This is a genomic window from Chryseobacterium sp. DZ-32 (genome assembly GCF_059587025.1).
The window spans coordinates 94,275-121,115 of sequence record NZ_JCAIOM010000016.1 but is presented as its reverse complement, the minus strand read 5'-3'; the positions used below and the strand labels follow the sequence as shown (position 1 = coordinate 121,115).

At 35.8% G+C, this 26,841-nt stretch carries 24 protein-coding genes; 10 read left to right on the top strand and 14 right to left on the bottom strand.

Features of this window, described 5'->3' with window-relative positions; genetic code table 11:
• Nucleotides 1–491 precede the first annotated feature (491 nt).
• The 5 genes from AC59HC_RS17575 to AC59HC_RS17555 all read left to right on the top strand — a co-directional run bounded on the left by AC59HC_RS17575 (nucleotide 492) and on the right by AC59HC_RS17555 (nucleotide 6,844).
• On the top strand, nucleotides 492–1,658 hold the full coding sequence (locus AC59HC_RS17575) for a T9SS type A sorting domain-containing protein (RefSeq protein ID WP_496559067.1): 1,167 nt from the start codon (nucleotides 492–494) through the stop codon (nucleotides 1,656–1,658).
• 126 nt (nucleotides 1,659–1,784) lie between these two features.
• Nucleotides 1,785–4,436 carry a 4-alpha-glucanotransferase gene (locus AC59HC_RS17570; protein ID WP_496559066.1) on the top strand — a complete coding sequence of 884 codons (2,652 nt, stop codon included), beginning with the start codon at nucleotides 1,785–1,787 and terminating at the stop codon, nucleotides 4,434–4,436.
• Between the two features lie 139 nt (nucleotides 4,437–4,575).
• Complete coding sequence (locus AC59HC_RS17565; RefSeq protein WP_343643761.1) at nucleotides 4,576–5,574, top strand: hypothetical protein; 999 nt, start codon at nucleotides 4,576–4,578, stop codon at nucleotides 5,572–5,574.
• A gap of 186 nt (nucleotides 5,575–5,760) precedes the next feature.
• Nucleotides 5,761–6,207, top strand: coding sequence for a DUF4890 domain-containing protein (locus tag AC59HC_RS17560; protein WP_496559065.1), 447 nt, complete (start codon nucleotides 5,761–5,763; stop codon nucleotides 6,205–6,207).
• A 127-nt stretch (nucleotides 6,208–6,334) separates the two neighbouring features.
• Nucleotides 6,335–6,844: a ferritin gene (locus tag AC59HC_RS17555; protein ID WP_343643762.1), complete on the top strand. Its 510-nt coding sequence runs from the start codon at nucleotides 6,335–6,337 to the stop codon at nucleotides 6,842–6,844.
• Between the two features lie 432 nt (nucleotides 6,845–7,276).
• On the opposite strand, the gene AC59HC_RS17550 is transcribed toward AC59HC_RS17555, so the two are convergent.
• On the bottom strand, nucleotides 7,277–10,417 hold the full coding sequence (locus tag AC59HC_RS17550; RefSeq protein WP_496559064.1) for a UvrD-helicase domain-containing protein: 3,141 nt from the start codon (nucleotides 10,415–10,417) through the stop codon (nucleotides 7,277–7,279).
• Nucleotides 10,418–10,599: 182 nt separating this feature from the next.
• On the opposite strand from AC59HC_RS17550, the gene AC59HC_RS17545 reads away from it, so the two are divergent.
• From AC59HC_RS17545 to AC59HC_RS17530, 4 genes are all read left to right on the top strand, one after another.
• Nucleotides 10,600–11,346, top strand: coding sequence for a hypothetical protein (locus AC59HC_RS17545; RefSeq protein WP_202840415.1), 747 nt, complete (start codon nucleotides 10,600–10,602; stop codon nucleotides 11,344–11,346).
• Nucleotide 11,347: 1 nt separating this feature from the next.
• Nucleotides 11,348–12,154: a hypothetical protein gene (locus AC59HC_RS17540; protein ID WP_496559063.1), complete on the top strand. Its 807-nt coding sequence runs from the start codon at nucleotides 11,348–11,350 to the stop codon at nucleotides 12,152–12,154.
• A 17-nt stretch (nucleotides 12,155–12,171) separates the two neighbouring features.
• Nucleotides 12,172–12,984 carry a carboxypeptidase-like regulatory domain-containing protein gene (locus AC59HC_RS17535; RefSeq protein ID WP_228406530.1) on the top strand — a complete coding sequence of 271 codons (813 nt, stop codon included), beginning with the start codon at nucleotides 12,172–12,174 and terminating at the stop codon, nucleotides 12,982–12,984.
• 75 nt (nucleotides 12,985–13,059) lie between these two features.
• Complete coding sequence (locus tag AC59HC_RS17530; protein WP_202840419.1) at nucleotides 13,060–13,794, top strand: SIMPL domain-containing protein; 735 nt, start codon at nucleotides 13,060–13,062, stop codon at nucleotides 13,792–13,794.
• Between the two features lie 40 nt (nucleotides 13,795–13,834).
• On the opposite strand, the gene AC59HC_RS17525 is transcribed toward AC59HC_RS17530, so the two are convergent.
• The 5 genes from AC59HC_RS17525 to AC59HC_RS17505 all read right to left on the bottom strand — a co-directional run bounded on the left by AC59HC_RS17525 (nucleotide 13,835) and on the right by AC59HC_RS17505 (nucleotide 18,828).
• The gene (locus AC59HC_RS17525; RefSeq protein WP_496559062.1) at nucleotides 13,835–14,347 is read right to left on the bottom strand and encodes a GNAT family N-acetyltransferase; all 513 of its coding nucleotides are present in this window, start codon (nucleotides 14,345–14,347) and stop codon (nucleotides 13,835–13,837) included.
• 3 nt (nucleotides 14,348–14,350) lie between these two features.
• On the bottom strand, nucleotides 14,351–14,572 hold the full coding sequence (locus tag AC59HC_RS17520; RefSeq protein ID WP_002981826.1) for a PspC family transcriptional regulator: 222 nt from the start codon (nucleotides 14,570–14,572) through the stop codon (nucleotides 14,351–14,353).
• 93 nt (nucleotides 14,573–14,665) lie between these two features.
• Nucleotides 14,666–15,922: a DUF2851 family protein gene (locus AC59HC_RS17515; RefSeq protein ID WP_496559061.1), complete on the bottom strand. Its 1,257-nt coding sequence runs from the start codon at nucleotides 15,920–15,922 to the stop codon at nucleotides 14,666–14,668.
• A 27-nt stretch (nucleotides 15,923–15,949) separates the two neighbouring features.
• Complete coding sequence (gene bshA / locus AC59HC_RS17510; protein ID WP_079240311.1) at nucleotides 15,950–17,098, bottom strand: N-acetyl-alpha-D-glucosaminyl L-malate synthase BshA; 1,149 nt, start codon at nucleotides 17,096–17,098, stop codon at nucleotides 15,950–15,952.
• 26 nt (nucleotides 17,099–17,124) lie between these two features.
• Nucleotides 17,125–18,828 carry a glycoside hydrolase family 3 protein gene (locus AC59HC_RS17505; RefSeq protein ID WP_202840425.1) on the bottom strand — a complete coding sequence of 568 codons (1,704 nt, stop codon included), beginning with the start codon at nucleotides 18,826–18,828 and terminating at the stop codon, nucleotides 17,125–17,127.
• Between the two features lie 115 nt (nucleotides 18,829–18,943).
• Between AC59HC_RS17505 and AC59HC_RS17500 the strand changes: the two genes are divergently transcribed.
• A complete protein-coding gene (locus tag AC59HC_RS17500) occupies nucleotides 18,944–19,492 on the top strand; it encodes a hypothetical protein (protein ID WP_202840427.1) in 549 nt (182 codons plus the stop codon).
• 184 nt (nucleotides 19,493–19,676) lie between these two features.
• Here the strand turns inward: AC59HC_RS17500 and ribA are convergent, their stop codons facing one another.
• The 8 genes from ribA to AC59HC_RS17460 all read right to left on the bottom strand — a co-directional run bounded on the left by ribA (nucleotide 19,677) and on the right by AC59HC_RS17460 (nucleotide 26,762).
• The gene (gene ribA, locus AC59HC_RS17495; RefSeq protein WP_034695719.1) at nucleotides 19,677–20,273 is read right to left on the bottom strand and encodes a GTP cyclohydrolase II; all 597 of its coding nucleotides are present in this window, start codon (nucleotides 20,271–20,273) and stop codon (nucleotides 19,677–19,679) included.
• A gap of 18 nt (nucleotides 20,274–20,291) precedes the next feature.
• On the bottom strand, nucleotides 20,292–20,750 hold the full coding sequence (locus AC59HC_RS17490; RefSeq protein ID WP_062672271.1) for a hypothetical protein: 459 nt from the start codon (nucleotides 20,748–20,750) through the stop codon (nucleotides 20,292–20,294).
• Nucleotides 20,747–21,361: a DUF4254 domain-containing protein gene (locus AC59HC_RS17485; RefSeq protein ID WP_002981819.1), complete on the bottom strand. Its 615-nt coding sequence runs from the start codon at nucleotides 21,359–21,361 to the stop codon at nucleotides 20,747–20,749. Before AC59HC_RS17485 ends, AC59HC_RS17490 begins: the two co-directional genes overlap by 4 nt.
• Before the next feature lie 15 nt (nucleotides 21,362–21,376).
• Nucleotides 21,377–21,589, bottom strand: coding sequence for a twin-arginine translocase TatA/TatE family subunit (locus AC59HC_RS17480; protein ID WP_076596910.1), 213 nt, complete (start codon nucleotides 21,587–21,589; stop codon nucleotides 21,377–21,379).
• Between the two features lie 31 nt (nucleotides 21,590–21,620).
• Nucleotides 21,621–23,183 (bottom strand): peptidoglycan DD-metalloendopeptidase family protein, encoded by a 1,563-nt coding sequence (locus AC59HC_RS17475; RefSeq protein ID WP_343641098.1) that lies wholly within the window; start codon nucleotides 23,181–23,183, stop codon nucleotides 21,621–21,623.
• Entirely contained in the window at nucleotides 23,180–24,031 is an 852-nt protein-coding gene (gene lolB1, locus AC59HC_RS17470; protein ID WP_343641100.1) for a lipoprotein insertase outer membrane protein LolB1, read from the bottom strand. The genes AC59HC_RS17475 and lolB1 overlap by 4 nt, the downstream gene beginning before the upstream one ends.
• 106 nt (nucleotides 24,032–24,137) lie before the next feature.
• Nucleotides 24,138–25,154 carry a sugar phosphate nucleotidyltransferase gene (locus AC59HC_RS17465; protein WP_110010644.1) on the bottom strand — a complete coding sequence of 339 codons (1,017 nt, stop codon included), beginning with the start codon at nucleotides 25,152–25,154 and terminating at the stop codon, nucleotides 24,138–24,140.
• A gap of 153 nt (nucleotides 25,155–25,307) precedes the next feature.
• Nucleotides 25,308–26,762: a lipopolysaccharide biosynthesis protein gene (locus AC59HC_RS17460; RefSeq protein ID WP_202840435.1), complete on the bottom strand. Its 1,455-nt coding sequence runs from the start codon at nucleotides 26,760–26,762 to the stop codon at nucleotides 25,308–25,310.
• Nucleotides 26,763–26,841 lie beyond the last annotated feature (79 nt).

Here is a 26,841-nt window from a genome sequence, read left to right as displayed (position 1 = left end):
ACTCTAATAAAGGAGGCTGGATTCCTGCGGAATGACACAGTAGGAAAGAAGCAGGCCAAATAAAAAGAAAGACGCCATTGCAACCAATAACTCCATTGAAAGATAACCACGGAATCGGTATCCCGGACTTCGTTACATCATTTTATAATTTATCATTGATGATTCATTCACCATCCTAGCCCCGATAGGAATGGTTACCCCGCAGCTGGGTTGGAGGGTGAATGGGTTGGAGCGTGGGACCCTGCGGCTTTGCTCAGGGCGGGAGCGCAGGCGCGAGGAGTATGAATGGATAGCGGGAAACAGCTCCTGAAATTATTGATATCTGTATATGCTGGTCAACAGAAATAAATGAGTAGCCAAACGTCTTTAGTATAGTGATCGTTTTTAACTTGTGACCAACTTTATTCAATTACCAGAGATTTTTGTTTTTGTAATTTAAAATTGTGTAACTTAGTAAGGTAAAAACAGTTACGAATCTAAAAATATATACTATGAAAAAACATTTATTCCCTCTATTTTTACTGTTGTTAGGTGTAAATGCGCAAGCACAGCAGGATTTCTTTGCGATTACGGGAAAAGATACCCAGAGTATTAGTTTCAATGATTTCCGGGCAATTGATGCAACAAATGGAACTTCAGGAGAGAAATTTTTCACTACTGATTCTTCAGCAAAGGTGTTTTCACAAACAAAAAAAGGCATTGTAGCAGAGGACAGGAATTCTTACAACCATTCCCAATCTGTTACATTAGCAGCTCTTGCCTATGATTCTTTGAACAATAATCTGGTATACATGCCTATGTTTTCTTCGAATATCTATGTTTTGAATCCGAAGACAAAGGAAATTACTTTAGTGGAAAATAAGGTGGCAAGAGTATCATCATGTGATATTAATTCTCATATTACCAGAATGGCAACCGGATATAACGGTAACATCTATGCTGTCAATAATGCGGGGACACAGTTTTTGGAAATCAACAAAAAAGCAGGAGAATACACTGTGACTGATCTTGGAATTATTAAAGATGACCCTTCTAACGGAAGAGATTCTTTTACGGCTATGGAGACTGGTTTTGGAGGTGATATGATTGCTGATGCAGATAATAACTTCTATGTTTTTGCTGCTTCAGGAAATGTTTTCAAAGTTCTGACAAAAGATTTAAAAGCGAAATTTATAGGTAAAATTGCTGGTATTCCTGATAATTATTCCGTAAATGGTTCTGCTGTAAATGCTCAGGGGAAAGTGGTAATAGCAAGTGCAAAGGGAGGTGCTTTATACGAGGTAGATCTGACAACTTTGCAGGCTAAACAGCTTCCGGGAGAACAGGGACTTCATATCTACGATTTGGCAAGTAAATATTTTGCTAATGATAAATCTTCACCAGTAAATACTCTGGCTGCTAATCTTGATATTTATCCGACAAGAGTTGATGAACACTATATCAACGTTCATGTTAATAATAATTTAAAAGGTGCCGTTAAACTGAACATTTTTGATATGGCAGGTAAAAATGTAATGACTCAGAGTTTATCGGTGAAAAATGGCTCAATGGACGAAAAAGTATACCTTAAAGGATTGGTAACCGGAGCGTATATTGTAAATATTGCTGATGAATCAGGAAAAGTTATATTCAATAAAAAGATTTTAGTTACAAGATAATAGAGTGCTATAAATTAGCCTATAAAGACCTTTTCAAATTATTTTGAGAAGGTTTTTTAATGATTATTTGATATCCAATAAGTTTTATTTTTCGATATTAAAATGTACTTTTATAAAAAAATATAGATGAAACTATACTTTAATGTAGGATATATTGTAAATGCTGGAGAAAATTTGCAGCTGGTATTTGGTGAAGACGAGAATACCGTACATGTCCATACTATGTTTTATGCGGAGAATGGTTTATGGAAATGCGAAGTAGACTATTTTTCAAAACTCATTTCTTATCATTACCGGGTGGTGAATGAAAAAGGAAATGTATTAAGAGAAGAATTTGTGGGGCATCATTTGAGTTTTCCACATAATTATAAGGAGTTTATCATTTTTGATGAATGGAATAACAAAAACTTTCCTGAGAATTATTTAAATAATAAAATCCTTTACAATAAGCTGCACGATTTTATTCCCGAAAAAGTTACGGTTTTAAAAAAGCATACCCATCTGTTCAGGATAGAGGCCCCTATTTATAATAAGGATTGGAGGATTGTTCTTTTCGGAAGTACAGCATCACTGGGAAACTGGAGCTATGACAAAGTTGTTCATCTTAATCAGACAGATTTTGGAATGTGGGAAACTTCTGTTGAAATTCCGGAGAATGAATTTATCCAGTTTAAATATTGTATTTATGATACGAAAGAAAACAGGGTTATAGATGTAGAAACAGGAGAAAACAGATTTACAGTTGCCAATCCGCTGAGTGATGTGCTGCAGGTAGTTTCCAATCATTATTTTAGGTTTAAGGGATATCAGATGTATCATGATGCCGGTGTCGCAATTCCTGTATTCTCATTGAGAAGTGAGGAGGGATTCGGAGTAGGGGAATTTACAGACATTAAAAAACTGGCAGATTGGACAAAAGAAACCGGTCTTGGAATTATTCAGATTCTTCCGATCAATGATACAACAGCCAATTATTCATGGACAGATTCTTATCCATATGCAGCAGTATCTGTTTATGCGCTGCATCCGCAGTATATCTCTTTAGAAAACCTTGATTATTCTTTACCTAAAGAATTAGTTGATGACTATCTGTCTGAAAAAGAGAAATTAAACTCTTTGGATCTGATCGATTATGAAAAGATGATTGAAGGCAAATGGAAATACCTTACAGCTGTTTTCAACAAGGAAAAAGACAAAATTTACAAAGACAGAAATTTCAAGAAATTCATCAAGGATAATGAATACTGGCTTGTTCCTTATTCTGCATTCTGTGTTTTGAGAGACAAATATAAAACACCTAATTTCAACGAGTGGAAAACTCACAAAAAATATATTGCAGGAAAGATTTCACAGTTTTTTACAACGAAGAATAAAGACTATGATATTTCAATGCTTCATGCCTGGGTACAGTATCAGTTACATATACAGCTGAAAGATGCTGTTGATTATACCCATAACCTGGGAGTTTCGTTGAAGGGAGATCTTCCCATTGGTATTTACAGATATTCTGTAGAAGCCTGGACAGAACCGGAATTATTCGGAATGGATTTTCAGGCTGGTGCACCACCTGATCAGTTTACTGAGTTGGGACAGAACTGGGAGTTCCCGACTTATAATTGGGAAGCCATGAAAGCAGACGATTATAAATGGTGGAAAAACAGGTTCAAAGCACTGGAACAGTATTTTGATGCCATGAGAATCGATCATATTTTGGGATTCTTCAGAATATGGAGAATGCCGGTTTCTGCTGTACAAGGAATTTTAGGATACTTTTACCCGGCTGTTCCTATTGTTTTGGATGAATTCAAGGCCTGGCAGATTCCGTTTAATTTTGACAGGTATTGTAAGCCTTTTATCAACAATAAGATCTTATGGGATTATTTTGGAGAAGAAAGCGCAAAAGCTCTTGAGTTGATGAACCGTAATGAAGATGGTACCTATGCTTTTAAAGAAGAATTTAATACCCAGAGAAAACTTGTTGACTTCTTTAAGAAAAAATCATACGGACCTATTGAAGAGAAATTGATTTCCCTTTGTGCCAATGTTTTGTTTTTACCGGAAGAAAGAAATGGGAAGACGGTTTACCATCCCAGATTTAATGTTTACAATACGGAGTCTTATCAATACCTTCCCGAATCGGAACAGAAAAGTATATATGACCTTTACCATGACTACTTCTTCAGAAGACAGGACCGCTTGTGGTTTGAAAAGGCCATGGAGAAACTTCCTGTTATCCTGAATGCTACCAAAATGCTGATCTGCGGTGAAGACCTGGGAATGGTTCCTGCCTGTGTACCTGTTGTAATGGACGAATTGGCCATCATAGCATTGAAAGTACAAAGAATGCCTTCTGAAAATATTCCGTTCTATAATCCTAAGAATGCAAACTATATGAATGTAGTGACAGCTTCTTCCCATGACAGTTCAACATTGAGACAGTGGTGGAAAGAAGATCCTGTATTGACACAGAAATATTACAATCAACAGCTGATACAATACGGAAAGGCACCTGAAGATCTCAATCCTCACCTGGCTGAAATCATTATGAAGCAGCATCTGTATAATGAGGCTATGCTTGCTATTTTCCCGATGCAGGAGTTTCTGGCAACAGATGATGAGCTTACCAATAAGAAAATGGACAACGAAAGAATCAACAATCCGGCGGTTTTTCCACATTATTGGCGCTACAGAATGCATATAAAACTTGAAGATCTGAAAGAGAAAACCTCTTTCAACAAGAAAATTGCACATTGGGTAAAAGATAGTGGAAGGGCGTAAATTTTACATCTGATTATCAGATGGTTAAAAATATTTTAAAAGAAGTTTAATCTTATGATTTAACTTCTTTTTTTTATTTGTATCAAAAAGATAGAATTAAGATATTCTGCTATATATTAACCAATTAACGACTATAGAGATGAAAAAAATATTTTTGGGATTAGCTTTCGGGTTGGGCGTTTTGACGTCTGCTCAGCAATATCCGAATAATGGTTGGGATGATGACGGTTATTATCAGAATGAGGGAGGATATTACAGTGATGAAGATGACAGAAATTATTTTCCTGACGATTATTACTACAATTATCCTCAGGATTATTATCCAAATAATTATTACCAAAGCTATTATAACGACTACAGAGGAAGTATTATCAATATCGACTGGAACGGATTTTTCGTACAGAACAGATTAAGCAGATGGCAGGTAGACCAGATTATGAGATTGAATAATCTGTTTGCAAGCTTCACAGCATGGAATAATTTCTACAGATATAATCCGGACAGATGGTATTATGACAGGTTTTATGCATTGGAAAGAATTTTAGGACCAAGAGTATTTGTGGTTTTCCAGAATAACTATTACAGAGGTTCCAGCCCAATCGTATATTTCCAGAATTACAGAAGAACGTATTACGTACCGAGATATACGGTAATGCCTAGGTATAGAAATATTAATATCAACGTTTACAGGGTAGACCGCTCAAGATTCCGTAGAATGGATAATCCTACTTTTGATATTATCAGAAGAGGCAGCAGACCGGATAACGGTTTCAGAAACACGGGAAACAATGGAAATTCAGGAGGCTTCCGAGGTAATAACGGAAATAACAATAATTCTGGTTTCAGAAATGATAATAACGGTGGTTTCAGAAACAGTAACGGAGGTGGCTTCCGGGGAAATTCTGATAATGGAGGAAACAGAGGAAATAATGATAACGGAGGCTTCAGAAGTAATAATGGTGGCGGATTTAGAGGGAATAGTGAAGTAAGAAGAGAAGCTCCTAAAAGAGAAAACAATAGCGGATTCAGAGGAAACAATGGAGGAGGCTTCAGACAAAGATCTGAAAGTTCTGCACCTAGACAAGAAAACCGTGGTAATAACGGTGGTGGTTTTAGAGGCAGTTTAGTAAAGAATTAATTTTCATATATTATATTTAAGTGGTGTGAAGGGCAGGTTTTTATAATCTGTCCTTTTTTTGTTGTTTTATTAATTTGTTTTTGTTAAAATTTAACATTATTTATGAATTCGTTAATTTAACTTGTGTTTTAATTCATTATCAAAAAGATATAATAACAAAATAACAATTAATTAAATTTTAAAAAGATGAAAAAATTAGTTTTAGCAATAGCATTTATCGGAATGGGAAGTTTTGCAATGGCACAACAAACAACCCCTCAGGACAAACAGGCAAGAGCTGCTGAAATGAAGCAGAGAATGGAGCAAAAACAACAGGAACATTTAGACCAGATGCAAAAAGACCTTAATCTTAATGCTTCTCAGGTAGCTCAGATAAAGGTACTCCAGGATAAAAGAAAAGCGGAAATGAAGGCAGAGTTTGACAAACATAAGGCAGACAGACAAGCTAAGATGCAGGAAATGCACGCCAAAAGAGCACAAATGGATGCTGATATGAAAAAAATCCTTACTCCTGATCAATATGATAAATGGCAGGCTGACAGAAAAGCTAAAGCAGAGAAAATGAAGATGGCTATGAAAGAAAGAAGAATGATGAAAAAGCCGATGAATACAGGAACTGCTGAAGTAAAATAACAGTTTGTAATTTTAGTTTTTTAATGTTTTAAGGGTGGATGTTTTTCCATCCTTTTTGTATTAATTTTCTTTAAAACTTTTGATTTCGGGCTTTTATTCCCTATTTTTGACTATAAATTTAATACGTATGGTTAGCGAAAAAATTGCAAAATTAATTAACGAACAAATTGCCCACGAACAATACGCCGCTCAATATTATCTTTCAATGTCTGCATGGTTTTCAGGAAAAGATCTTGATGGAATTGCCAACTATTTCAGAGTACAGAGCAAAGAAGAATTGATGCATGCAGATAAAATGTTTGATTATCTGAATGATGTAGGAGGAGAAATTATCATTGGAGAAATTCCAAAACCTCCACATGAGTTCGAAAACGCAACGGATATTTTTGAGAAAGCATTAGCGCATGAGAAAGTCGTAACTAAAAGTATTTTCAATATTGTAAAAAATGCAAACGACGAGGGAGATTTCGCAACAACTTCATTCCTGCAGTGGTTTATCAACGAACAGGTAGAAGAAGAAGCGAGTGCTTCTCAATACGTAACAAAAATCAAAATGGTATGCGATAATCCATCTGCATTATACCTTTTTGATCAGGAATTGGCACAGAGAGTATTTACTCCTGATACAACTGCTTAAGATTGAAAATTTTTCAAAATATAAAACCGTTATCCTTAAGAATAGCGGTTTTTTTGTTATGATAAAAGAATTATTTCCTATACGGCCGCCTTTGAATTCTGACAGCAGAAATAAAAACCACCGCTCCCAATACAAAACTTAGAAATAAAGAGTTGGCAATATTTTCAGCGGGCCCAAAATGGTGGTCATCCGGGGTAACGGGCGGGTCTAAGCAATCAACGATATTGTAAGTGACCACTGTCGTAAATAACATGATAATCAGGCTTATAAAAAAGGAGTTCAAGTATATTCTCATGGTTGGTTAGTTGTAAAACAAAATATAATCAAAGACTGTATGATTGTACTCGTCTTAGAATAAAAATACTAAAACCTTTTTATATTTGAAAAATTTTTGTGAAAAATTGTTACAGTAATGTTTTGTAAATCTTTAGATTACAGATAAATGATCTGAATTTTGAGTACTTTTTTGCCCAGACGTTCAAGAATATTTTTATATCCTTCTACCTGCGCTTCATCTTTCGCTTTGGGTTCACCGGTTTTGAAATCTACAATTATATAACCTTCTTCACCCTTTAAAATACGGTCTGGCCTGAAAATATGGCTTTCTCCTCTTTCAGAGATCATGATATCTTTTTCGTTGATTACTTCCCATTTTTCATCAAAAAATTCTGCATACGTTCTGACAATTTCCTGTAATGTAATCTGAATTTCATTTTTTTCCTCCAGTGTAATCTGTCCTTCCAAAGCATAACCATCCAATACCTTCGCTATATCCTTTTCCGTATTGATCTTCGATAAAAGTTCATGCACAAAAAGCCCGATTCTTACCTTTTCATTTCGTACCTGATAATTTTTAGACGGCGTAGCTATTTTGATGGATGTACTTTTTTCATTAACATTCTTCAGGTTCTGGATATTCTGGGTTTTAAAAGAAGAGCTTTTATCTTTAGAATATTTCTTCAGCATTTCAGGATTCACCGGGTAAACATCAAACTCGTCAGCCTGTTCAGGATTTTTTGTCTGAAGGAATTCCAGAAGCTCAAGATTATTAGAGGTCTTATTTGCCTTTTGCAGATAGAAAAACAGCTGTTCAACAGGTCTGGTGGTAGCCACGTATTGCAGACATAATCTGTCGATCAGGTTTTTATAAGAATTCTTTGTGTTGAAAAACAGAATTTCATCATCATAAGCTTCCAGGTTTTTACTAAACTGATTGATGTTGACCGATTTTAAAGCTTCATTCTCGTTTGTGTCAAACCAGTTGGTAAATTCACTGTCCCGGTTTTTGTTTATCATTGGGATAAAAACAATCGGGAACTCCAGTCCTTTAGACTTGTGGATTGTCATAATCTGGACAGCGTCGATATTTTCCGAAGCCTGAATAGTGTATGAAGAAGCTTCTTCATCCCAGTATTTCAGAAACTCTTTGGTACTGGCACCTGCGTTCTGCGTAAAGTTGAAAAGCATTTCCAGGAAGTTCAGTAAAAAGTCTGTTTCTTTATTTTCAACAGAAAATTCGTTGATATAATATTCGATAAAATTATAAAGATTGAATCTCGGAAAGTTATCCTGTTTAAGCTGCAGCGAATATTTTTGCTGGATAAACTGCAGAATTTCTTCATGCCCTTCAATATCCAGAATTTCTTTCATTCCTAAAGTGAAATCCGGCATATCAATTTTTCCGAGTGTATTCAGATGGTACATCATCATAATCAGACAATGTTTATTCTTAGGATTGAGTTCCCAGCGAAGAAATTCAATAACAGCCTTTAACGTATTGGAAAGTTCCAATGTAAGGCCTTTATCAGAAATTGTTTTAATATTGGTTTCTTCTCCTTTGTAGCTAACTTTTAAAGCTCCCAGTTTCTGAGAATAACTGAAAATATCAAAATTTCCACGGCAAAGAATGGTGATGTCAGAAAACTTGAAACCATTATCCAGACACTCCTGGATATCTTTCCGCATCCTTTCTGAGGTATCATTGTAAAATTCTTCATTCGTAAGATTTTCGATCAGATTTACCTTTACGCGCCCATCCATTTTGGATTTTGGATTTTGCTCAGCATCTGCCCCGAAAATATTCTGATGTTCTTCCAGCAATCCTTCAGAATGAAAACGGTACAGTTCATTGTTGAATTGTACAATGTTTCTGGCACTTCTCCAGTTATCCTTTAATACCAGAAGATCAGCTTCTTTAGGTGAAAATTCTTTTTTGTTGATGATATCCAGCATTAGTTTGCTTTCCCCACCACGAAACCTGTAAATACTTTGCTTGGGATCGCCCACCAATGTAAATGACGTGTATTCTGTAGAAACACTGTGATCTCTCAGCGGAACAAAATTCTGCCACTGTAGTTCTGACGTATCCTGAAACTCATCAAAGAAATAATGCTGAAACTGTGAACCTACTTTTTCATAAATAAAAGCAGAAGGTTCATTTCTAAGATTTTCATTGATCAGAATATTAAATTTAGAAAGAAGAACAAGATCATTTTCTTCTTCAATTTTCTGAAGCTCATCCTGAATATCTTTGTTTACCTTTAAAGGAAGAAGAGCAGACAAAACTTTCTCTTTCTTTTGAGTTTCAATATACAGAATGATAAGTTTCATTCGGTTGTCGAGAAGCTGATCCAGGATTTCGAAAATTTCAGATTCTTTATGTTTCGATTTTGAAGACGCTCCCTTTCTATAATTATTGATAACAGATTCTTCCTGCGTAGTAGGGAAAGGAAAACCAGTTCTTTTCTGTTGATAAAAATCAATAACCTTTGTAAAGAATCCTCCGATTCCATTTTTACCCTGAGCAAAATCTTCAATATCAATATTTCTTGATCTGAATAATTCAATAGAGCTCGCAGCCAGCGCTGCGGACTGTTTTTTATTGAGAACAATCTCTTTACGAAGCGTATTCTTGATATTCTCATAACTGGCATCGTCAAAGCTTTTATTGCTTTTCAGATGCTCGTAGTGAATATCCTTTACAAATTCCTTAGCCGAATCATAAAGATTTTTATTAAGATTGATCCTTTCATTGTTTTCAAGGCTGTAGTCTACATAATCCATGAAAGAATTGGAAATAGTCTCATTCTCACCAATCTGATCCAGCATCTTATCAACGGCTTCTATCAGAAACGGTTCAGCTTCAATTTCAAGGTTAAAATTTTTAGCCAGTCCCAATTCATAGGAAAAACTTCTTACCAGCCTTGAGTTAAAACGGTCAATCGTTCCGATATTCAGTGTGGAATAATTGTGGAGAACATAGTCCAGCATTTTTTTTGAACGCTGATGAAGGTCATCAATGGTAATTTGCAGACCCTGTTCTTCAAATGCTTTCTGGATGTTTTTCAGATCCGTATTCTCTGCATAATCTTTAGCTGAAAAATTTCCCAGCCACGATAAAATTCTTTCCTTCATCTCATTCGCTGCTTTATTGGTGAAAGTAAGCGCGAGAATATTCCTGATCGACTGCTGTTGATTAGGATAACGGAGACAGATCATCAGAAGCCTTTGTACCAGGGCATAGGTTTTCCCGGATCCGGCAGAAGCATTGATGACTGTGTAAGAATTTTGCATTGTTAAAAGAGAATTGAGACTGCAAGTTAGCTAAAATTTAAAAGAAACTTTAACAATTTAATTACGCTATTTAACAGTTTACAAGGCAAAAATCAAAAAGAAATATTAAAACGCGTTAACTGTGGTTAAACTTATGGGATACATTAAAAATAATTTTAGCTTTGCTTTATAAAAAATAGCCCGTGAAACTTAAACTATTCTTTTTCTTATCCTTTATTTTTTTTATCCATACCCATGCCCAAAGTTATATATTTGGTAAAATTATTTCCGAAAACGGTACTGAAATGCAGGATGTGAATGTTGTCAATATCAGAACTGATGAGATTGTAGTTTCCAACAGGGATGGTCATTTTATGATTTCGGGGAGGCAGGGAGATGAGCTTCGTTTTATAAAGGCTGGTTATGAACGTATCACCAAAATAGTTTCCCAGGAAAACACACAATCTCCGATGAATATAAGTATGGTTCGCCAGACTATTCAGATTCCTGAAGTGGAAGTGAAACAGGGGCTAACCGGAAACCTTAAAATTGATTCAAAACTTTATAATAAACCTCAAAAGGTTGAAAAACTGCTCAAAGATATGGATCGGTATATGGCTCAGAAATCAGATCCCAGAATACTGGCTGCAAAACCCGGGGAATTTGTACAGCCGAAAGGGCAAGGGTTTTCTATTGGGAAAGTGAAGGACAAATGGGATGATGTAGATTTAATGAAATACATCAGAGCAAGCCTTGGTGACGATTATTTTACCAATCTTAAAATTGAGAAACCTCTGATAGAACATTTTATTTATTATGTTTTTGCAGGCGGTTTTGAAAGGAAAAAAATCCTGAAATACGGATTCTGCAGTGATGCAGACCTGAACAGGTTTCAGCGTTTTGTCCTGACAAGAATTTCATCTTATCGTGCTCCGCAAACTCAAAGATAATATGGAAATAAAATATATCAGAAGAGTTTTATTATTAGTGCTTTTTTGTACCGCTTCAGGATTGTGGGGACAGCAAAAAATATCAGGAAAGGTAATAACAGGCGATGACCTTGATTTAGCTCCTGTACTCGTTGTTAATATTTCAGGGAACAGAAGCGTATTGAGTGATATGTCCGGAAAATTTGAAATCGAAGCTAAAGAAAATGATGAGATCAGATTTGTAAAAGAAGGATATTACCGTGTTGATAAAAAATTGACCAAAGAAGAGATCAATACTCCTTTCAATATTATTCTGAAGAAGATGGAAATTCAGATTCCTGAGGTCAGGATTAAGTACCGGCCTACCGGAAATCTGGCAAAAGATAATCAGCATTATAATGAATCCAGAAAGCTTCAGGCCTTAAAATCAGATATGGATGATTATATGAGAAGTCCGCTGAATGAGCCTTTACCTGATAATGCCACATCAAAAACTTTTACCGGTCATGATTTCAATGCAGGGCAGGTCAATCTGTTTGGCGTATTTAATGCTGTAAAGAAACTGGCACAGCCTAAGGTTACCAAAGCCAATTACAATGAAACTCAGGATTTCCTCAGGAGGGTTAAGAATGAAGTAAATCTGAGGTTCCTTAAAAAGTACGGAATGGATGAAGAACAGATTGATGCATTTCTTCTGTATGCCGATAAAACCCGTTCATTGGCGAAAAGATACCGTAAAGATTTTAGTATCACTGTCATTGAATATGAACTTAAAATTGCTTTCGGGGAATACAGTAAGACAAACAAATTAGAAGGAGTTAAAGAATAATATATAAAAATCAGAAGTTGGGTTATTTTACTGAAAATATTGAAACATCCGGACAGAGAAAGTTTTTTCTTTTCCTGATGCTTCTGTGCAGTACTTTTATTTTTTCTCAGCAGAAAGTGACAGGGCGAATCGTAGATGACAATGGAGAGAATTTAAGTAAAGTAATTGTTATCAATATGTCTACTGATAAAAAAGTATATTCTGATTCTGAAGGTATATTTTCTATTGATGCCAATCCTAATGATGAATTAAGATTTGTAAAAGAAGATTTCAGAAGAGTTTCCAGAAAAGTTCTTACCAATGATATCAATTTGCCACTCTTTATTACTCTTTATCAGATTCCGAAGGATGTAGGAGAGGTCAAAATTGTGAAAAAACTCACCGGAGATCTGGAAACAGATTCCCGGATTGTTGCTAAAGTAGATAAAGGAGAGCAGGTGAGAGATGCCGTCGGTCTTCCGCAGCCGGTCGGAAAAATGAGAGAAAAACCGGCAGAAGTAAAAAGTGTACTTTTACCTATACTTTTGGGAAACCTGAATGTTCAGGGCGTATATGATCTGATAAGCGGGAAAGCCAGAAGACAGAAAAGACAATACAGATATGACGATCTTCAGGAACATATCGTCTGGGTTCGGGATAGAATAGAGGATGAATATTTTATCAAAGCCGGAATTCCTGGTGACAGAATTTCAGAATTTATTCAATTTTCATTTTTAGCAAAACCTCAGGTACGAACCTATGTAAAAGCAAGAAATCTTTCGGGGGTTATGCTGAGACTGGAAGAGACAGTTCCTCTTTTTCTGGAGAGAGTAAATCAGGATCAAAAGTAATTTAAATGTTAATAAATTCTTAAAATATTGGAATAGAAATTGATACCATTTTGGTAACACAAATTCACACATTTTATGAATAAAAACATTTTTGCAGTAGCTATTGCAGCATTAGGTTTTGTAGTGGGTCTCAGTTTTTTGGGAAATGCTATTAAAAACAGGAATAAATCTGAAAATACCATTTCCGTGACAGGATTAGGAACCAAACAGTTTACATCAGATCTGATCACCTGGTCCGGAAGCTTTTCCAAAAATAATGTGGATCTCAAATCTGCCTACGATGAACTGGCAACAGACAGAAAAGTAATTAATGACTATTTGCTTTCAAAAGGGATACAACAGAAAGAGATCGTATTTTCTTCCGTAGATATTCAGAAACAGTTCAGAAGCTATAATGATTCAAACGGAAACTATGTACAAGGGGAATTCTCCGGTTATAATCTCACCCAAAAAGTTTCTATTGAAAGTAAAGAAGTGGGAAAAATAGAAAACCTCTCCAGAAATATTACCGAAATTATCAACCGTGGCATTGAATTCACTTCTTCTTCACCAGCGTATTTCTACACCAAGCTGGCTACAGTAAAACAGGAAATGATTGCCAGTGCTACAAAAGATGCTAAAGAACGTGCTGAAAAAATTGCAGAAAATTCTGGAAGCAGTCTTGGAAATCTGAAGAAAGCAACAATGGGAGTGATTCAGATTACGGCACCCAACTCCAATGAAGATTATTCTTATGGCGGAACTTTCAATACTTCATCCAAAGAAAAAGAAGCCAGTATTACCATCAAGCTCGAATACGAAGTAAATTAATATAGAAAAACGCCGGAAGACTATTCCGGCGTTTTATATTTTAAGCATAAATAATGTTATGAATTTCTTTTTTGGCTTCCTCTACATTTTCGGGAGTATAATTGGCAAGCAGCCATAAGTTTAAAGATTTTTTTCCTTCGCCATAGCTCGGCTGAACATGAGTAGTGTCAATCAGACTGAAATTATTTCTCTGATAAAAAGAATACCGTCTTGAAGCATCTTCGCTCAATTCTGCAGGTTCAATTTCCAGAACAATACTTGGATAATTTTCTGATAAATGATTCATTATATGAGATCCCAGTTTTTTACTTCTGAATGCTTCAAACACTTCAAAATGCTCTACAAAAACAAAAGAACTCAACTTCCACAGGATGAGGTAGCCAATAGCTTCCGATTCGTGGATAACAGACATGAATTCCACATAAGGATTTGAAAATAAACTTTCAAACTGATCTTTATCTCTTTGTTCATCTACAGGAAAAGTGGTAGTATAAGAAGTATAGATTTCCTGAACTCTAGGATCTTCTGCGGAAGTAATCGGTAAAAATTCCATAATTTATAAATCAAAGACACTTGGTCTTCTGGTGATGAAAATATCTTTAATCCAAAGGGTGAATGCCAGTCCCAGATAGATCAGAAAGAAAAATCCAGCTGTAGCGAAAGTAGAATAGATGAAGAAAACTCTCAATTTAGAAACAGGAATTCCCAGCTTGGCTCCCATTCTGGTCAGTACACCAAACCATTCTCTTTCCATTTTATGACGAATATTACTCAGCATTTCCAGATTGTTATTTAAAAGTTTGAATCTATTACTCAAAGTTAAGGAATTTTTTTGACAAAGATTTTGATCGACAAAACTGCCCGGATAAGGTTATTCTTTTAAAAGTTTATAGCCGATGGTGCAGGCTAAACAGTTTTTCGGTTCACAATAGGTTTTATAATGATAAATAAGGCTTTGACTTTCCAACGCATTGGTGACCTTTAATCCATGTTTTTTCCAGCTCGTAATGATGGTGTTTTTCTCTCCGGAAACTGTCTTGTAAAGCGCAATAATTTCATCTGCAATGTCTTCCTTATGATATCTGTGATAAGCATATTGTAAAGGAAGTATGGAATTCAGAATGAGAAGATCAACAAAATCTTGGCTCAGTGTTTTAGGCTGTACTTTGGAAATACTCCCGAAATTAAAATGAAAATCCCAATATTCAGAAGCTTTTACGGAGCTGAAAATAGTGTACAGCTGTTCTGCACTTCTTGCTTCCATGATTTTTGAAAATAAATTCTGCTGCCTGTACAGGCCAGCCAATTGTGACAACCGGATTGTTGGAAAATTAGGTGGTCTCAGTCTTAAAAACTTAGGATGAAATTTTAAATCAGAAATGGAAAATTTTGCCTTAATAAAATCGAATTCTTTTTTCCATATTTTCATCTGCCCGTCCTGTGGTTTGTCAAGCCATCCTGAAATTCCGAATAATAAGGCTTCAAGCTGAAGAGGATTCTGACGTATTTTATTGATAATACTGTAATCTATACTTTCCGCAATCTGCCGGAAAATAGAAGCATTTACTTTTAAACCGAATGAGTAGGCAAAACTGTGAAATAAAACGGCTTCAAAATTATTTTTATATTGATGTAAGCTCTGTTCAAGCTCTGAAGATTTCTCATCCAGTTTTTTCAGGATGCTTTCTTCATGAAAATTGACGGGTAATTTTTTCGGATCAAAAATTTTTTCACAGGCAATAAATTCCTCTCCATCAACCAGTTTTTCATATTTCGAGATGATATTTTCATCAATGTAACTATGCAATTCCAATGTTGGAACTTGCTTTACTGTAAGTTCACGAATTTCTATGTCGTGCTGGAATACCACATGAAGAATAATATTCCGGTAATTGGGATCCTGGGAATGATTGTGGAAAATCCAGTCTGAAGAGCGTACATGCAGTTCTATATTTCCTGCGAGAAGTAAGCCGTTGATTTTGATTTTAGCATCAATAAAATCAGGGCCAGCATTTTTATTCCATTTTCCAAAATGGATGATCTCAACGGAATTTCCTTCAATATCCTTGAAGTCAAAATTTTTGAAAACCTTATAGTTCCAAAGATATTGAAGTAGTTTTTCCGTCATAAGTGTGACGTAAATATAATAGAAATATTATACTTTCGTCAGCTCCTTATTAAAATTTTCTATGGTTGTTCTATACATTTTCTCATAGATAGGAAGAATGTTTTTCAAATCGAATTTTATTGCCTGATCTTTCGCATTTTGCTTCATTTTGGCTAAAAGTTCATCATTGCTCAACAATTTGATGGTATAGTTGCTCATAGCTTCTACATTTCCGATTTCAGCCAGATATCCGGTTTCCCCCTGAATATTCACCTCAGGAATTCCTCCTGCATTGGAACTGATAACCGGAGTATACGCAGCCATAGCTTCCAAAGCTGCAAGACCGAAACTTTCCTGCTCGGAAGGCAGGAGAAATACATCTGAAAGTTGTAAGATTTTATACAAATCATTTACCTTTCCTAAAAGGCGGATTTTGGAAATAAGCTCAGGATTTTCTTCAAGGAACTGATTTACTTTTTCCATATCAGGGCCTTCACCAATGATAATCAGCTTGGATTTCACTTTTCTTTCCACATTCTTAAAGATCTGCAGTACTTCGTCTACACGTTTTACAGGACGAAGGTTAGACACGTGGATCAGGATTTTTTCATCCGGATTGGCAAACTGGGTTCTCTGGCACTCAGAACAGTCATCAAATTCGGAATTATCAATAAAATTGGTAATCACCTGAATTTCTTTTTTGATATTGAAAAACTGAAGGGTATCTTTTTTCAGACTTTCAGAAACTGAAGTAATAGCATCAGACTGATTGATCGAAAATTCTACTGCGTGTTTATAACTTGGGTGCTGCCCTACAAGGGTAATATCTGTACCGTGTAATGTAGTGACCAACGGAATATCATTATTGTCTTCCTTGAGCATTTGTTTTGCCGTAAAAGCGGCATATGCGTAAGGAATGGCATAATGTGCGTGAAGAAGATCCAGTTTGTAAAGATTAACAACCCTATAAATCATAGAGCTTAACGCAATATCATAAGGCTGATACTGGAAAAGCGGATACGTCTGAACATTGACCCTGTGAAAGAAAATATTCGGGTTGGTGATATCTAATCTTGCAGGAAGTGCAGAACTGATGAAATGTACTTCATAGCCTTTGTTGGCCAAAGACATTCCTAATTCTGTTGCTACAATTCCGCTTCCTCCATAGGTGGGATAGCAAAGTATGCCTATTTTCATTAGATTATTATTGTTTTAATTTTGTATTATTTGGTTTTTGTTGAGGTTGCCATAGGAAGTTCTATACCCATTCCCGGTTTTAACTTGTCGTTAACCAGTACAGGAAGTTTTCCCCAGATTTTTGTTTTTCCGGTTAAAGCATCAGCTGCAGCATTCATCGAATCATCATTGTTTTCATAAGAAACAAGAACGGTTGAAACTTTTGAAATATCAATATCCTTTAAGGCATAAGCACTTCCGAAAACATTCAATATAACATTTTGATTTTTGGTAAGATCAGAAAGTACTTTTTTAGAGTCTGCTGAGATTTTATATGGCTTATAAGCTGTTGAATTATCCTTATGGAAACCTACGATAACTGTAGAACCAGCTGGAATTGTATTAATTTCTCCTGCTTTTTTAATGATAACATTGTTACCCAATCTGTTGGCAAAAGTCTGGTAAGGAGCTTCTTCAAGAGGAACATAATAAATCTGTTTCCCTGTAAGTGGCAGTAATTTCTTTTCGTCTTTTAATAAAGTCAGGGCATTGGAATAAAGATTCTGTACCAATTGGGTGTGAGAATCATTATTTAAATCCTTATTGATGTTTTCAGGGTTTTTAGGATTGTATTGGGTAAGACCAAGAAAATATTTTGTCAGCAAGATCTTCTTAACACTTTCTTCCACTCTGGATTGTGGAATTTCTCCTTTATCAATAGCTTTCTGGATTAGTTTTTTACCTTCAGAAACACCTTGAGAGAAAAGCATAATGTCATTTCCCGCTTTAAAGGCCATGGCATCCAGTTCGCCCGGCTGGTATTTATTCGCTACAGCGCCCATATTTAATGCATCTGTAATGATTAAACCTTTATAGCCCAGTTTATCTTTCAGTACTCCTGTAATAATGTTTTTAGAAACAGAGGCCGGAATTCCTTTTTCTGATTCTAAGCTTGGAACATATAAATGAGCAACCATTACACCGCCAATTCCTTTATTCATCAGTGCCTTGAAAGGAGCAAGTTCCACAGCGTCAAGTCTTTCAATACCATGAGGAACTACCGGAAGATCAAGGTGAGAGTCTGTACTGGTATCTCCGTGTCCCGGGAAGTGTTTTATAGCCGCTAAAATATTATTATCCTGAAGACCGTTGGAGTAGGATAGGGCTGATGTGATGACATTATTCACATCAGATCCGAAACTTCTGTTTCCTATAATCGGATTATCAGGATTGGTGTTGACATCTACTACAGGCGCGAAATCCCAGTTGATCCCCATTCTTTTGCAATCCTCTGCAATTTTTGCGGCCATCTGATACACAAGATTTTTATCCTGGATAGCGCCTAATGTCATGGCCCATGGAAATTTGTGGGCAGTAGCAATTCGCTGATAGAGCCCCCATTCTGCATCCATCCCGATCATCAAAGGAACTTTAGACTTTTGCTGAAATTCATTCACCAGGTTAATTTCTCTTGCTGCATCATCCTGCATTAAAATCAGACCGCCTATTTTATCATTCGTAACGATATTTCTTACCTGGCTGATATAATCTTCCCCTCTGTTGGTATACAATGCCACAATAAAAAGCTGTCCCAGTTTTTCATCCTGAGAAAGATTTTTATAAGTAATATCAACCCATTGCTGAGCTTTTTTCAGATCCTCCTTAGAAGCATTTTTTGGCTGATACTGGGCTTTCACCTTAGGGCTTATCAAGGCAGCAATAAAGAGTGAAGTATATAATAATTTCTTCATGACTTTTTGAATAAGAACAAAAATACAATTAAAAAAGTGAGGAAAACAAAGTTTTTGAAATTTTTGGTATATGATTTGAATACGCAATATAAATAATAACTAAACTTTAATAAAAATGAAAAAAATACTTCTCTTTTTATTCCTTGGGGCTGTAGGTTTTACTGCTTATAGCTGTGATAATGATGATACTGTAGTACAAGGAACAGATTATGATACCATAAACCAATCATTTGATATATCTCCTACTTTTACAAAAGTTACTGATAATCTTTACAGATGGAGTGATGACTTTAACAAGCCATTAGTACAATCCGACATGGTGCTTATTTATATGCAGATTGGTACTGACGGAGATTCTCCTGTATGGAAACTTCTTCCTTATACTTATTATGTAGGTAATGGAAATAACGATGCTGTAGATTATATTTATGAATTCAGTAAGTATGCTGCTACCATTAATATTAACTCTACCAATACATTCAGCTTAACAGCTAACCCATCATACTATCAGAATAAAAAATTCAGAGTTCTTATTCTTCCTGCAAATGGAACAGGAACTGGTGGTGCAAAAATGGCAAAAGGTGCTGCCGTAGATTACAACGATTATAAAAGTGTAATCAAATATTACAATATTGACGAGTCTAAAATTGTAACTAAATACTAAGAAATATCTTTTCAGTTTTTTATAATTAAAAAAGTCCCGGGAGAAATTCTCTCGGGGCTTTTGATTTATAATAGAAAATGATACAAAGTGTCTACTTGGTATCTGTTTATACAAAGCCTGTATTTTTAGCAGTATATTAAAAATTAAAAGGCCTCAGAGTATTTATTCTGAGGCTTTATTTTTATTAGTTATCATTGTCATCAAGAAGATGTCCAAAGAAATCTTTTTTTGTTTGCAGGTATCCTTTGCTTATTTCATTCGCAGGAATCTGTAATGGGACTCTTGAATTAAGGTGAATATTGCTGTCTACCACATATTTTACCTTTTCAGGATTATTGGTGAGTAGATTGATATCTTTTACATCCAATAGATTAAGAATTTCAATGGCTACGCCAAAGTTTCTGTCATCTGCAGGAAGTCCCAGCTCCAGATTGGCCTGTACGGTGTCCAATCCTTTTTCCTGTAGTGAGTAAGCCTTAAGCTTGTTGATGATCCCGATGTTTCTTCCTTCCTGGCGAAGGTAGATGATAATTCCACCGTTTTCATGGATATATTTCATTGCAGCATCCAATTGTTGGCCGCATTCACATTTTTTTGAATGGAAAACTTCTCCAGTAATACATTCTGAATGGAAACGAACATTGACCGGTTTTGAAAAATCTGTATTTTCAGCAACGATGGCCATATGCGGCATCCAGTCGTTTTCGTTTTCGGAGAAAGCGATCATTCGGAAAGTGCCGTGCTCTGTGGGAACATTGGCTTCCGCCTGAATTTTAATCATTGATAGTTCAATTAGTTTTTAACTTCCTGGCAAAGTATCTTCAATAACAGAAATATTGGTTTTTAAACGTACCAGATATCTGTTAAGAACTTCATCGTCGTCTCTGTCAAGATTCTGCCTTAGCTTTTGAATTTTTTTGTATGATTTTTCGAAGCTTTTAAGGGCTCTGCTTTTTCCGGCAGAATTGCTGGCATCAATAGCATATAAATAATTCTGCAGACTGTATTTCAAACTGGTAATCTCATCATTTAATCCGTTGTTTTTAAACTTAGGAAAAGTGGAGATCATATTTGAAATTTCAGAAGCATTGACATTCTGTTTGATATTGATATTAAAATTCTTCTTAGAGCTTCTGTCTGAATCAGACCCTTTAGCATCACTGTAAAAATTATTTGACAACGGAGAAAGATTAAGCTTCTCCGATGCGCAGGAAGATGTTAATATGATAAGTACTCCAAAGAAAAATAGTCGTTTCATTTTTGTTGCCCTTTTTGATAAAGGATTGGGTTAAGACTTTCATCGTTGTACATTTTCATTTGTTTGTACACTTTCATCTTAACGTTACCGTTCTCAATATCAGCAAGCAACTGATCTATAGAAGTTGATAGGTCTTCTTTCTGAGTAAGCAGAACGTCCAGTTTAGCCTGGCAGTTATTTCTGTGTTCCTCAGAAGCGGATTCTCTATTAGCTTCTAACGACATATGATAAACCTTTAATGCAAGAATTGATAGCCTGTCTACTGCCCAAGCGGGAGTTTCTGTATTTATTTTTGCTTCAGGTTTAGGAGTTATATTTTCAAACTTATTAAGAAACCAGCCATCAATATACTCTACCAAATCAGTTCTTTTTTGATTGGAAGCGTCTATTGTTCTCTTCAGTTGAAGAGCTTCAGCCGGATCAATATTTTCATCTCTAATTATATCTTCCAAATGCCATTGAACGGTATCAATCCAGTTCTTTGCATACAAAATCCGTTCCAAACTATCTTTTTCGAACGGGTTATTAATTAGAGTGTTAACGTCATCAGACACGTGATAGTCTTCAATAGCTTGATTGAAGACTTTCCATGCAGTCTCAGTAAATTTCATTAATTCTAAGGAATTTTAGTTGCTGGAAGAATTGTTATTATTGGAAGCCGATTTGTTTTCAGAACCTGGTTTGTCTTCTTCTTTTACTGCATCTTTAAATTCCTTGATTCCTGAACCAACTCCTCTCATTAATTCAGGGATTTTCTTTCCTCCGAAAAGTAATACCAAAAGTATTGCTACGATAAGGATGTGCTGCCAAGATAAGGCAAGTATTGTTAGTGTATTCATCTCTTAAAATTTTTGCAAAGTTACACTTTTTTTAATATGAAATCCAACCTAATGGATCAACTGGTGTACTTCCGTTCCATACTTGGAAATCAAGCGTATAAGCACCATCAAAATCCTGAGCTATCGTACCTACCGGAGTTCCTGATGAAACCTGTTGCCCTTTGGAAACACTTACATTTCCTAAGTTGGAATAAATGGTAAAATAACTTCCGTGTTTGATGATAACGGTCTTGGTTCCGTCATTATTAGCCAGTACCGAAGATACTGATCCCGGGAACACAGATTTTGCACGTGCACCTGAAGGAACAGAAATTTTGATCCCGTTGTTTTCTTCAGTAATATTTTTGAAAACCGGGTGCGGCTGTCTTCCGAAACGGTGAGTGATTTGTCCGGCTCTGTCTGCAGGATAGCCTAATCTACCTCTGTTATCTGCAAAACTGCTTCCTGTAGCGGTGGAAACTCCGTAGCTTGTCATGGCTTTGGTCTCTGCTGCCCTTTTCTCTTCTTCTTTTCTTTTTGTAAGCGCTGCTTCTGCTGCTCTTGCGGCAGCTAATTTATCTGCAGCTTCTTTAGCTCTTGCATTGGCTTCGTCTGAAGCTTTTTTAGCAGCTACTCTTCTGGCTTCATCTCTTGCATTAGCTTCGGCTCTCGCGGCATCTTCATTACGCTTCCTTTCTTCTTCAGCTCTTTTTGCAGCAAGTTCTGCAGCTCTCTTGGCTTCTGCTTCTGCAAGTCTTCTTTCTCTTTCAAGGGCTTCTGCTCTTGCCTTAGCTTCCGCTTCGATTCTTGCTTTTTCTCTTTCAGCAGCCAGTTTTGCCAAACGTATTTTTTCTGCTTCTGCCTTTCTTCTGGCTTCTTCTTCTGCTTTTGCAATTCTGATCTCTTCTGCAATAATAGCTCTGATCTGTCCTTCCAATGCTTTAGACTGAACTTGTTTTTGCTTAAGTTCAGCAGTCAGCTTGGATTCGTTTTTCTTGAATTCAGCTACCAACTGTTCTTTTTGAGCTCTTTCAGCATTGATGGTTGCCAGGTCTTTCTGCTGGTTAATCAAAAGGGATTCTTTCGCTTTTACAGAATTTTGCTTTTGGGCAATGGTCTTTTTGATGAGATTGGCAGCATCTGTGATTTCAGCTGCTTTTTTATCCTGATAGTCTGAGTATTGTTTCAGATACTGAACTCTTCGTATGGCTTCTCCTAAATTTTTAGCAGAAAGAATAAAAGTTACTTTGTTCTGTACTCCTTTGTTTTTATAAGCATTCACCAAAACTTCAGCATAGTTTTTTCTTAAAACTGCCAGTTCTTTATTCTGACGGTTGATTTCCAGCTGACGTAAATAAATATCATCCTCAATGAATCTTTTTTCTTTCTGCGTATTATTGTAAACCTTTTCTCTTAACACCAGTTTTTGGTTGACACTGGAAAGGTAGGCTACGGAAAGTTTAGATTCACTTCTGGTTTTGGCTAAATCGGTATTTATTTGTGCAATTTGTTTTTTAAGTTCGGCATTCTGCTTCTGCAGCTGTTCTTTGGTCTGCTGTCCCTGGTGCAGTCCGAACATCAAAACACCTATTAAAAAGCTAAATTTTCTAATCATTTAATCTCAATTTTCTTATAACTGGATGGTACAGAATAAGGTGTTTCCATCCTCGAAAAGTCAAATTTCGTGTTTTCCAGTAAAATCTGACTAGATTTTGAGCCTTTTATAATTATTTTAACATTTTTCGGAAGGCGTATTCCTTCGTATTCATTCCAGTCACTATAAGAAACATCGAGTTCGTCTGATGAAAGAATATCTTTTAAATTCACGGCTAACAAATCGTAATTGGTGTCGTATTGGAGAGCCACCTTATACTCCCTGTTTTTTTCATCCGTTACGATTTTCTGATTGGTATTGGAAACCATTTTAAAACCCTGAGCATTTTGAGTGAGATCAAACTGTCTGTCGTTGATTTTTACAAAAGTTCTCCCCAGTAAGATCTTTTCCAATGATTTATAATCAATAAAATTAACGTTCAGAAGATTGTTAAGGTAGTCAAAATCGGAATCTATATAAGTTTTATTGATCTTATCCTGGCCTTTTATTCCTTCCGGAGTGGCAATACCGCGGGCAGCATTGATGAACAAAGCTCTCAGATTCATCCACACCTTTTTATCATTTTCAATATAGATGGTTGCGTCCAGTGTAGGAACATAGCTTCCTGTTTCTACTCTTACTTTGCTGTCTATTTTGATTTGTTCAAATTTGGGTGGGATCAATACATGTTCATAAAACGTGAGTTTGTCTCTCACCGGTTCATTAACATCTTTTGGATTTCCATTATCTATATTTTTTGTACCATTAATGCTATCCCGTGTATGATCAGTATCACTTTGGGCAGTATTACGGGTCTTACAGGATGATAAGGCAAGAAGCAATAAAAGAAATGGGATCCAGTTTTTCATGTATTTATCTTTTAATTAAAAAATACGTTGCAATATTAACGCCAAACCACACAAAACATTTTGTGTGGCCTGATGATATGATGTTTAAGTTAAATATTTCCTATCCTTATTTAGATAAAAAATCTAACACGGAATAATCACCTAAAGATATTTCTCTGGCAACCCCAAAATACTGTGCGGAATTACCGATCATAGAATTTGAAAGGTTCCCGTGATTAATTCTTGTGTTTTCCTGAATCAGGGAGTTTTCAATGTTAGAATTCACAACAGTTGTGTTGTTTCCTAAAGAAACGCCAGGTCCTACTTTTGAATTGGAGATTTTTACATTTTCTCCAATAAAGCAAGGCTGAATAATCAAAGAATTTTCAATCACAGCGGAAGCAGGATAGTGAGTCATTGCTTCTCTTTCATATTCAAGGATTTTGCTGTTGGTCTCTACTGTAGCATTTTTGTTACCGCAATCCATCCAGTCGTTTACTTTTCCAAGGGTAAACTTGGCACCTTTAGCTCTGAGGTTTTCAAGAGCGGTTGTTAATTGGTATTCGCCGCCGTTTTTAATATCATTATCCATGATATAATTGATTTCTTCCATCAGCTTTTCAGCACTGTTGAAATAATAGATTCCAATGATAGCAAGATCTGAAACGTAAGTCGTTGGTTTTTCAACAAAGTCGGTAATGAAACCGTAATTATCCAGTTTTACGACTCCGAACGCTGATGGATCTTCAACACTTTTCACCCAGATTACACCGTCAGAATTTTTGTCCAACTGGAAATCTGCACGGAAAAGAGTATCTGCAAAGGCAATAACGATATCTCCCTGCATAGATTGTTCCGCACATTTGATGGCGTGAGCAGTTCCAAGAGGATCGTTCTGATAATATATACTTCCTTTTGCTCCCAGCTTTTCAGCAATCTGAATAAGGGATCTTTCGATCTCAGGGCCAAAATCTCCGATGATAAAAGCTACCTCTTCAATGTTTTCTCCTGCAACTTTAGCAATATCTTCCACTAATCTCTGTACGATAGGTTTTCCTGCAATAGGAATAAGAGGTTTTGGAACTGTCAGTGTATGTGGACGTAATCTGGAACCACGTCCAGCCATAGGGACAATAATTTTCATAAATTATATGTATAAAAGATGTTTTATTAGTTGTTTTTGATATTTAGGTTAAAGATAATAATTAAAGCCTTTAAGAGATTATGATTTATATCTTTTTAAATAATTGTTTAAATTAACAACAGGTTTGTTTACAAGCAAAATAAAGACCAAAGTTTAAGATCTTTTTATGATTTTGGATACTATTGCTTTTTCTTTGAATACTATCAAAGCCAGGAATAAGATAAGGAATAGATTACCTACCAGATAATTAGTTCTGAAATAATAGAAAGAAACCAATGAACAAACAATGGTAAATCCCAGATAAATCATTATTTTACCTATATTATAATGAATAGGATACTGCCTTTGTCCCCATACATAGGAAATGATCATCATAGACATGAATGTAATCAGTGCTGCTATGGCACTTGCCCAATATCCATATTGAGGAATGAACAGGAAGTTGATAAGAATGGTGATGCAAGCTCCTATAACAGAAATATATAAGCCAACCCTTGTCTGGTCTGATAACTTATACCATATAGAAAGATTAAGGTAGATTCCCAGAAACAGAGCTCCAAGCATGATAAATGGAATGATTTCAATTCCCTCATAGTAGAGGGGGTTTCTTAAATATTTTTCAGAAATCCATTGAAGATTTACCATAAGTCCCATATAAATGATGCAGCTGCATACCACAAAAATATCCATCAGTACGGCATAGGTCTTGTGAGAATCCTTGTTCTTGAAACTTGAAAAAAAGTAAGGTTCAATACCCAATTGATAGGCTTGTCTGAACACAGTAATAAAGGTAGCAATCTTGTAAACTGCTCCATATACTCCAATCTGATGACGGGCTTCTTCTTCAGGAAGGAGGTATTTTAAGAATTGTCGGTCTAATGTCTGATTTACAATACCAGCCAGTCCTGCAATCATTACCGGCCAGGAATAGTTCATAATTCTTTTCCACAGTCCGAAATCGAATTTGGATATACTGAAGCTGAAAAATTCTTTTCCTACAATCAAAAGAGTGATAATACTTTGGATGAGATTGGCAACGAAAACATATCCGACTCCGAAGTCAGGATTATATTTTAACCCAAGTACTCCCTCAGGATGTTTAGGAAGCCATCTGATGAAGAATAAAACCAGTAAAAAGTAAACCAGGGAGCCGGCTACCTTGGAAAGCATATATTTGAAGGGTTTTCCTTGTAACCTCAATATAGCAGATGGGATGGTGGAAAATGCATCCAATGAGAGAATAAATAAGAATATGATTAGAAAATTGACCTGATCAGGAGTTTCAAAAGCTTCAGCAAGCTGAAATCTGAATACATATCCCAGAATAAGGTAAATTAACCCCATACTGATGATACTCATTGAGCAGGTTGAAATCAATGTTTTTTTGTCAATGTTATCCTCTTGTGCAAATCGGAAGAAAGAAGTTTCCATCCCATGTGTAAGCAATACCGTAATTACACCTGCAATGGAATACCAGTCTACAAACGGTGACGAAGCAGCTGGTCCGAAAGCCTTTGTAACGATGGGTGCAATGATAAATGGAAAAATACGGACTAGTACGGAGCTAAGTCCATATACCGCTGTCTGTCCTAATAGTTTCTTATACAAAGTCGAATTTTTTTTTTGCAAATGTAAAACTTTAAGCATTCGTTTTGCGATTTTGGGGTGAATTAAAACTTAAAATCTT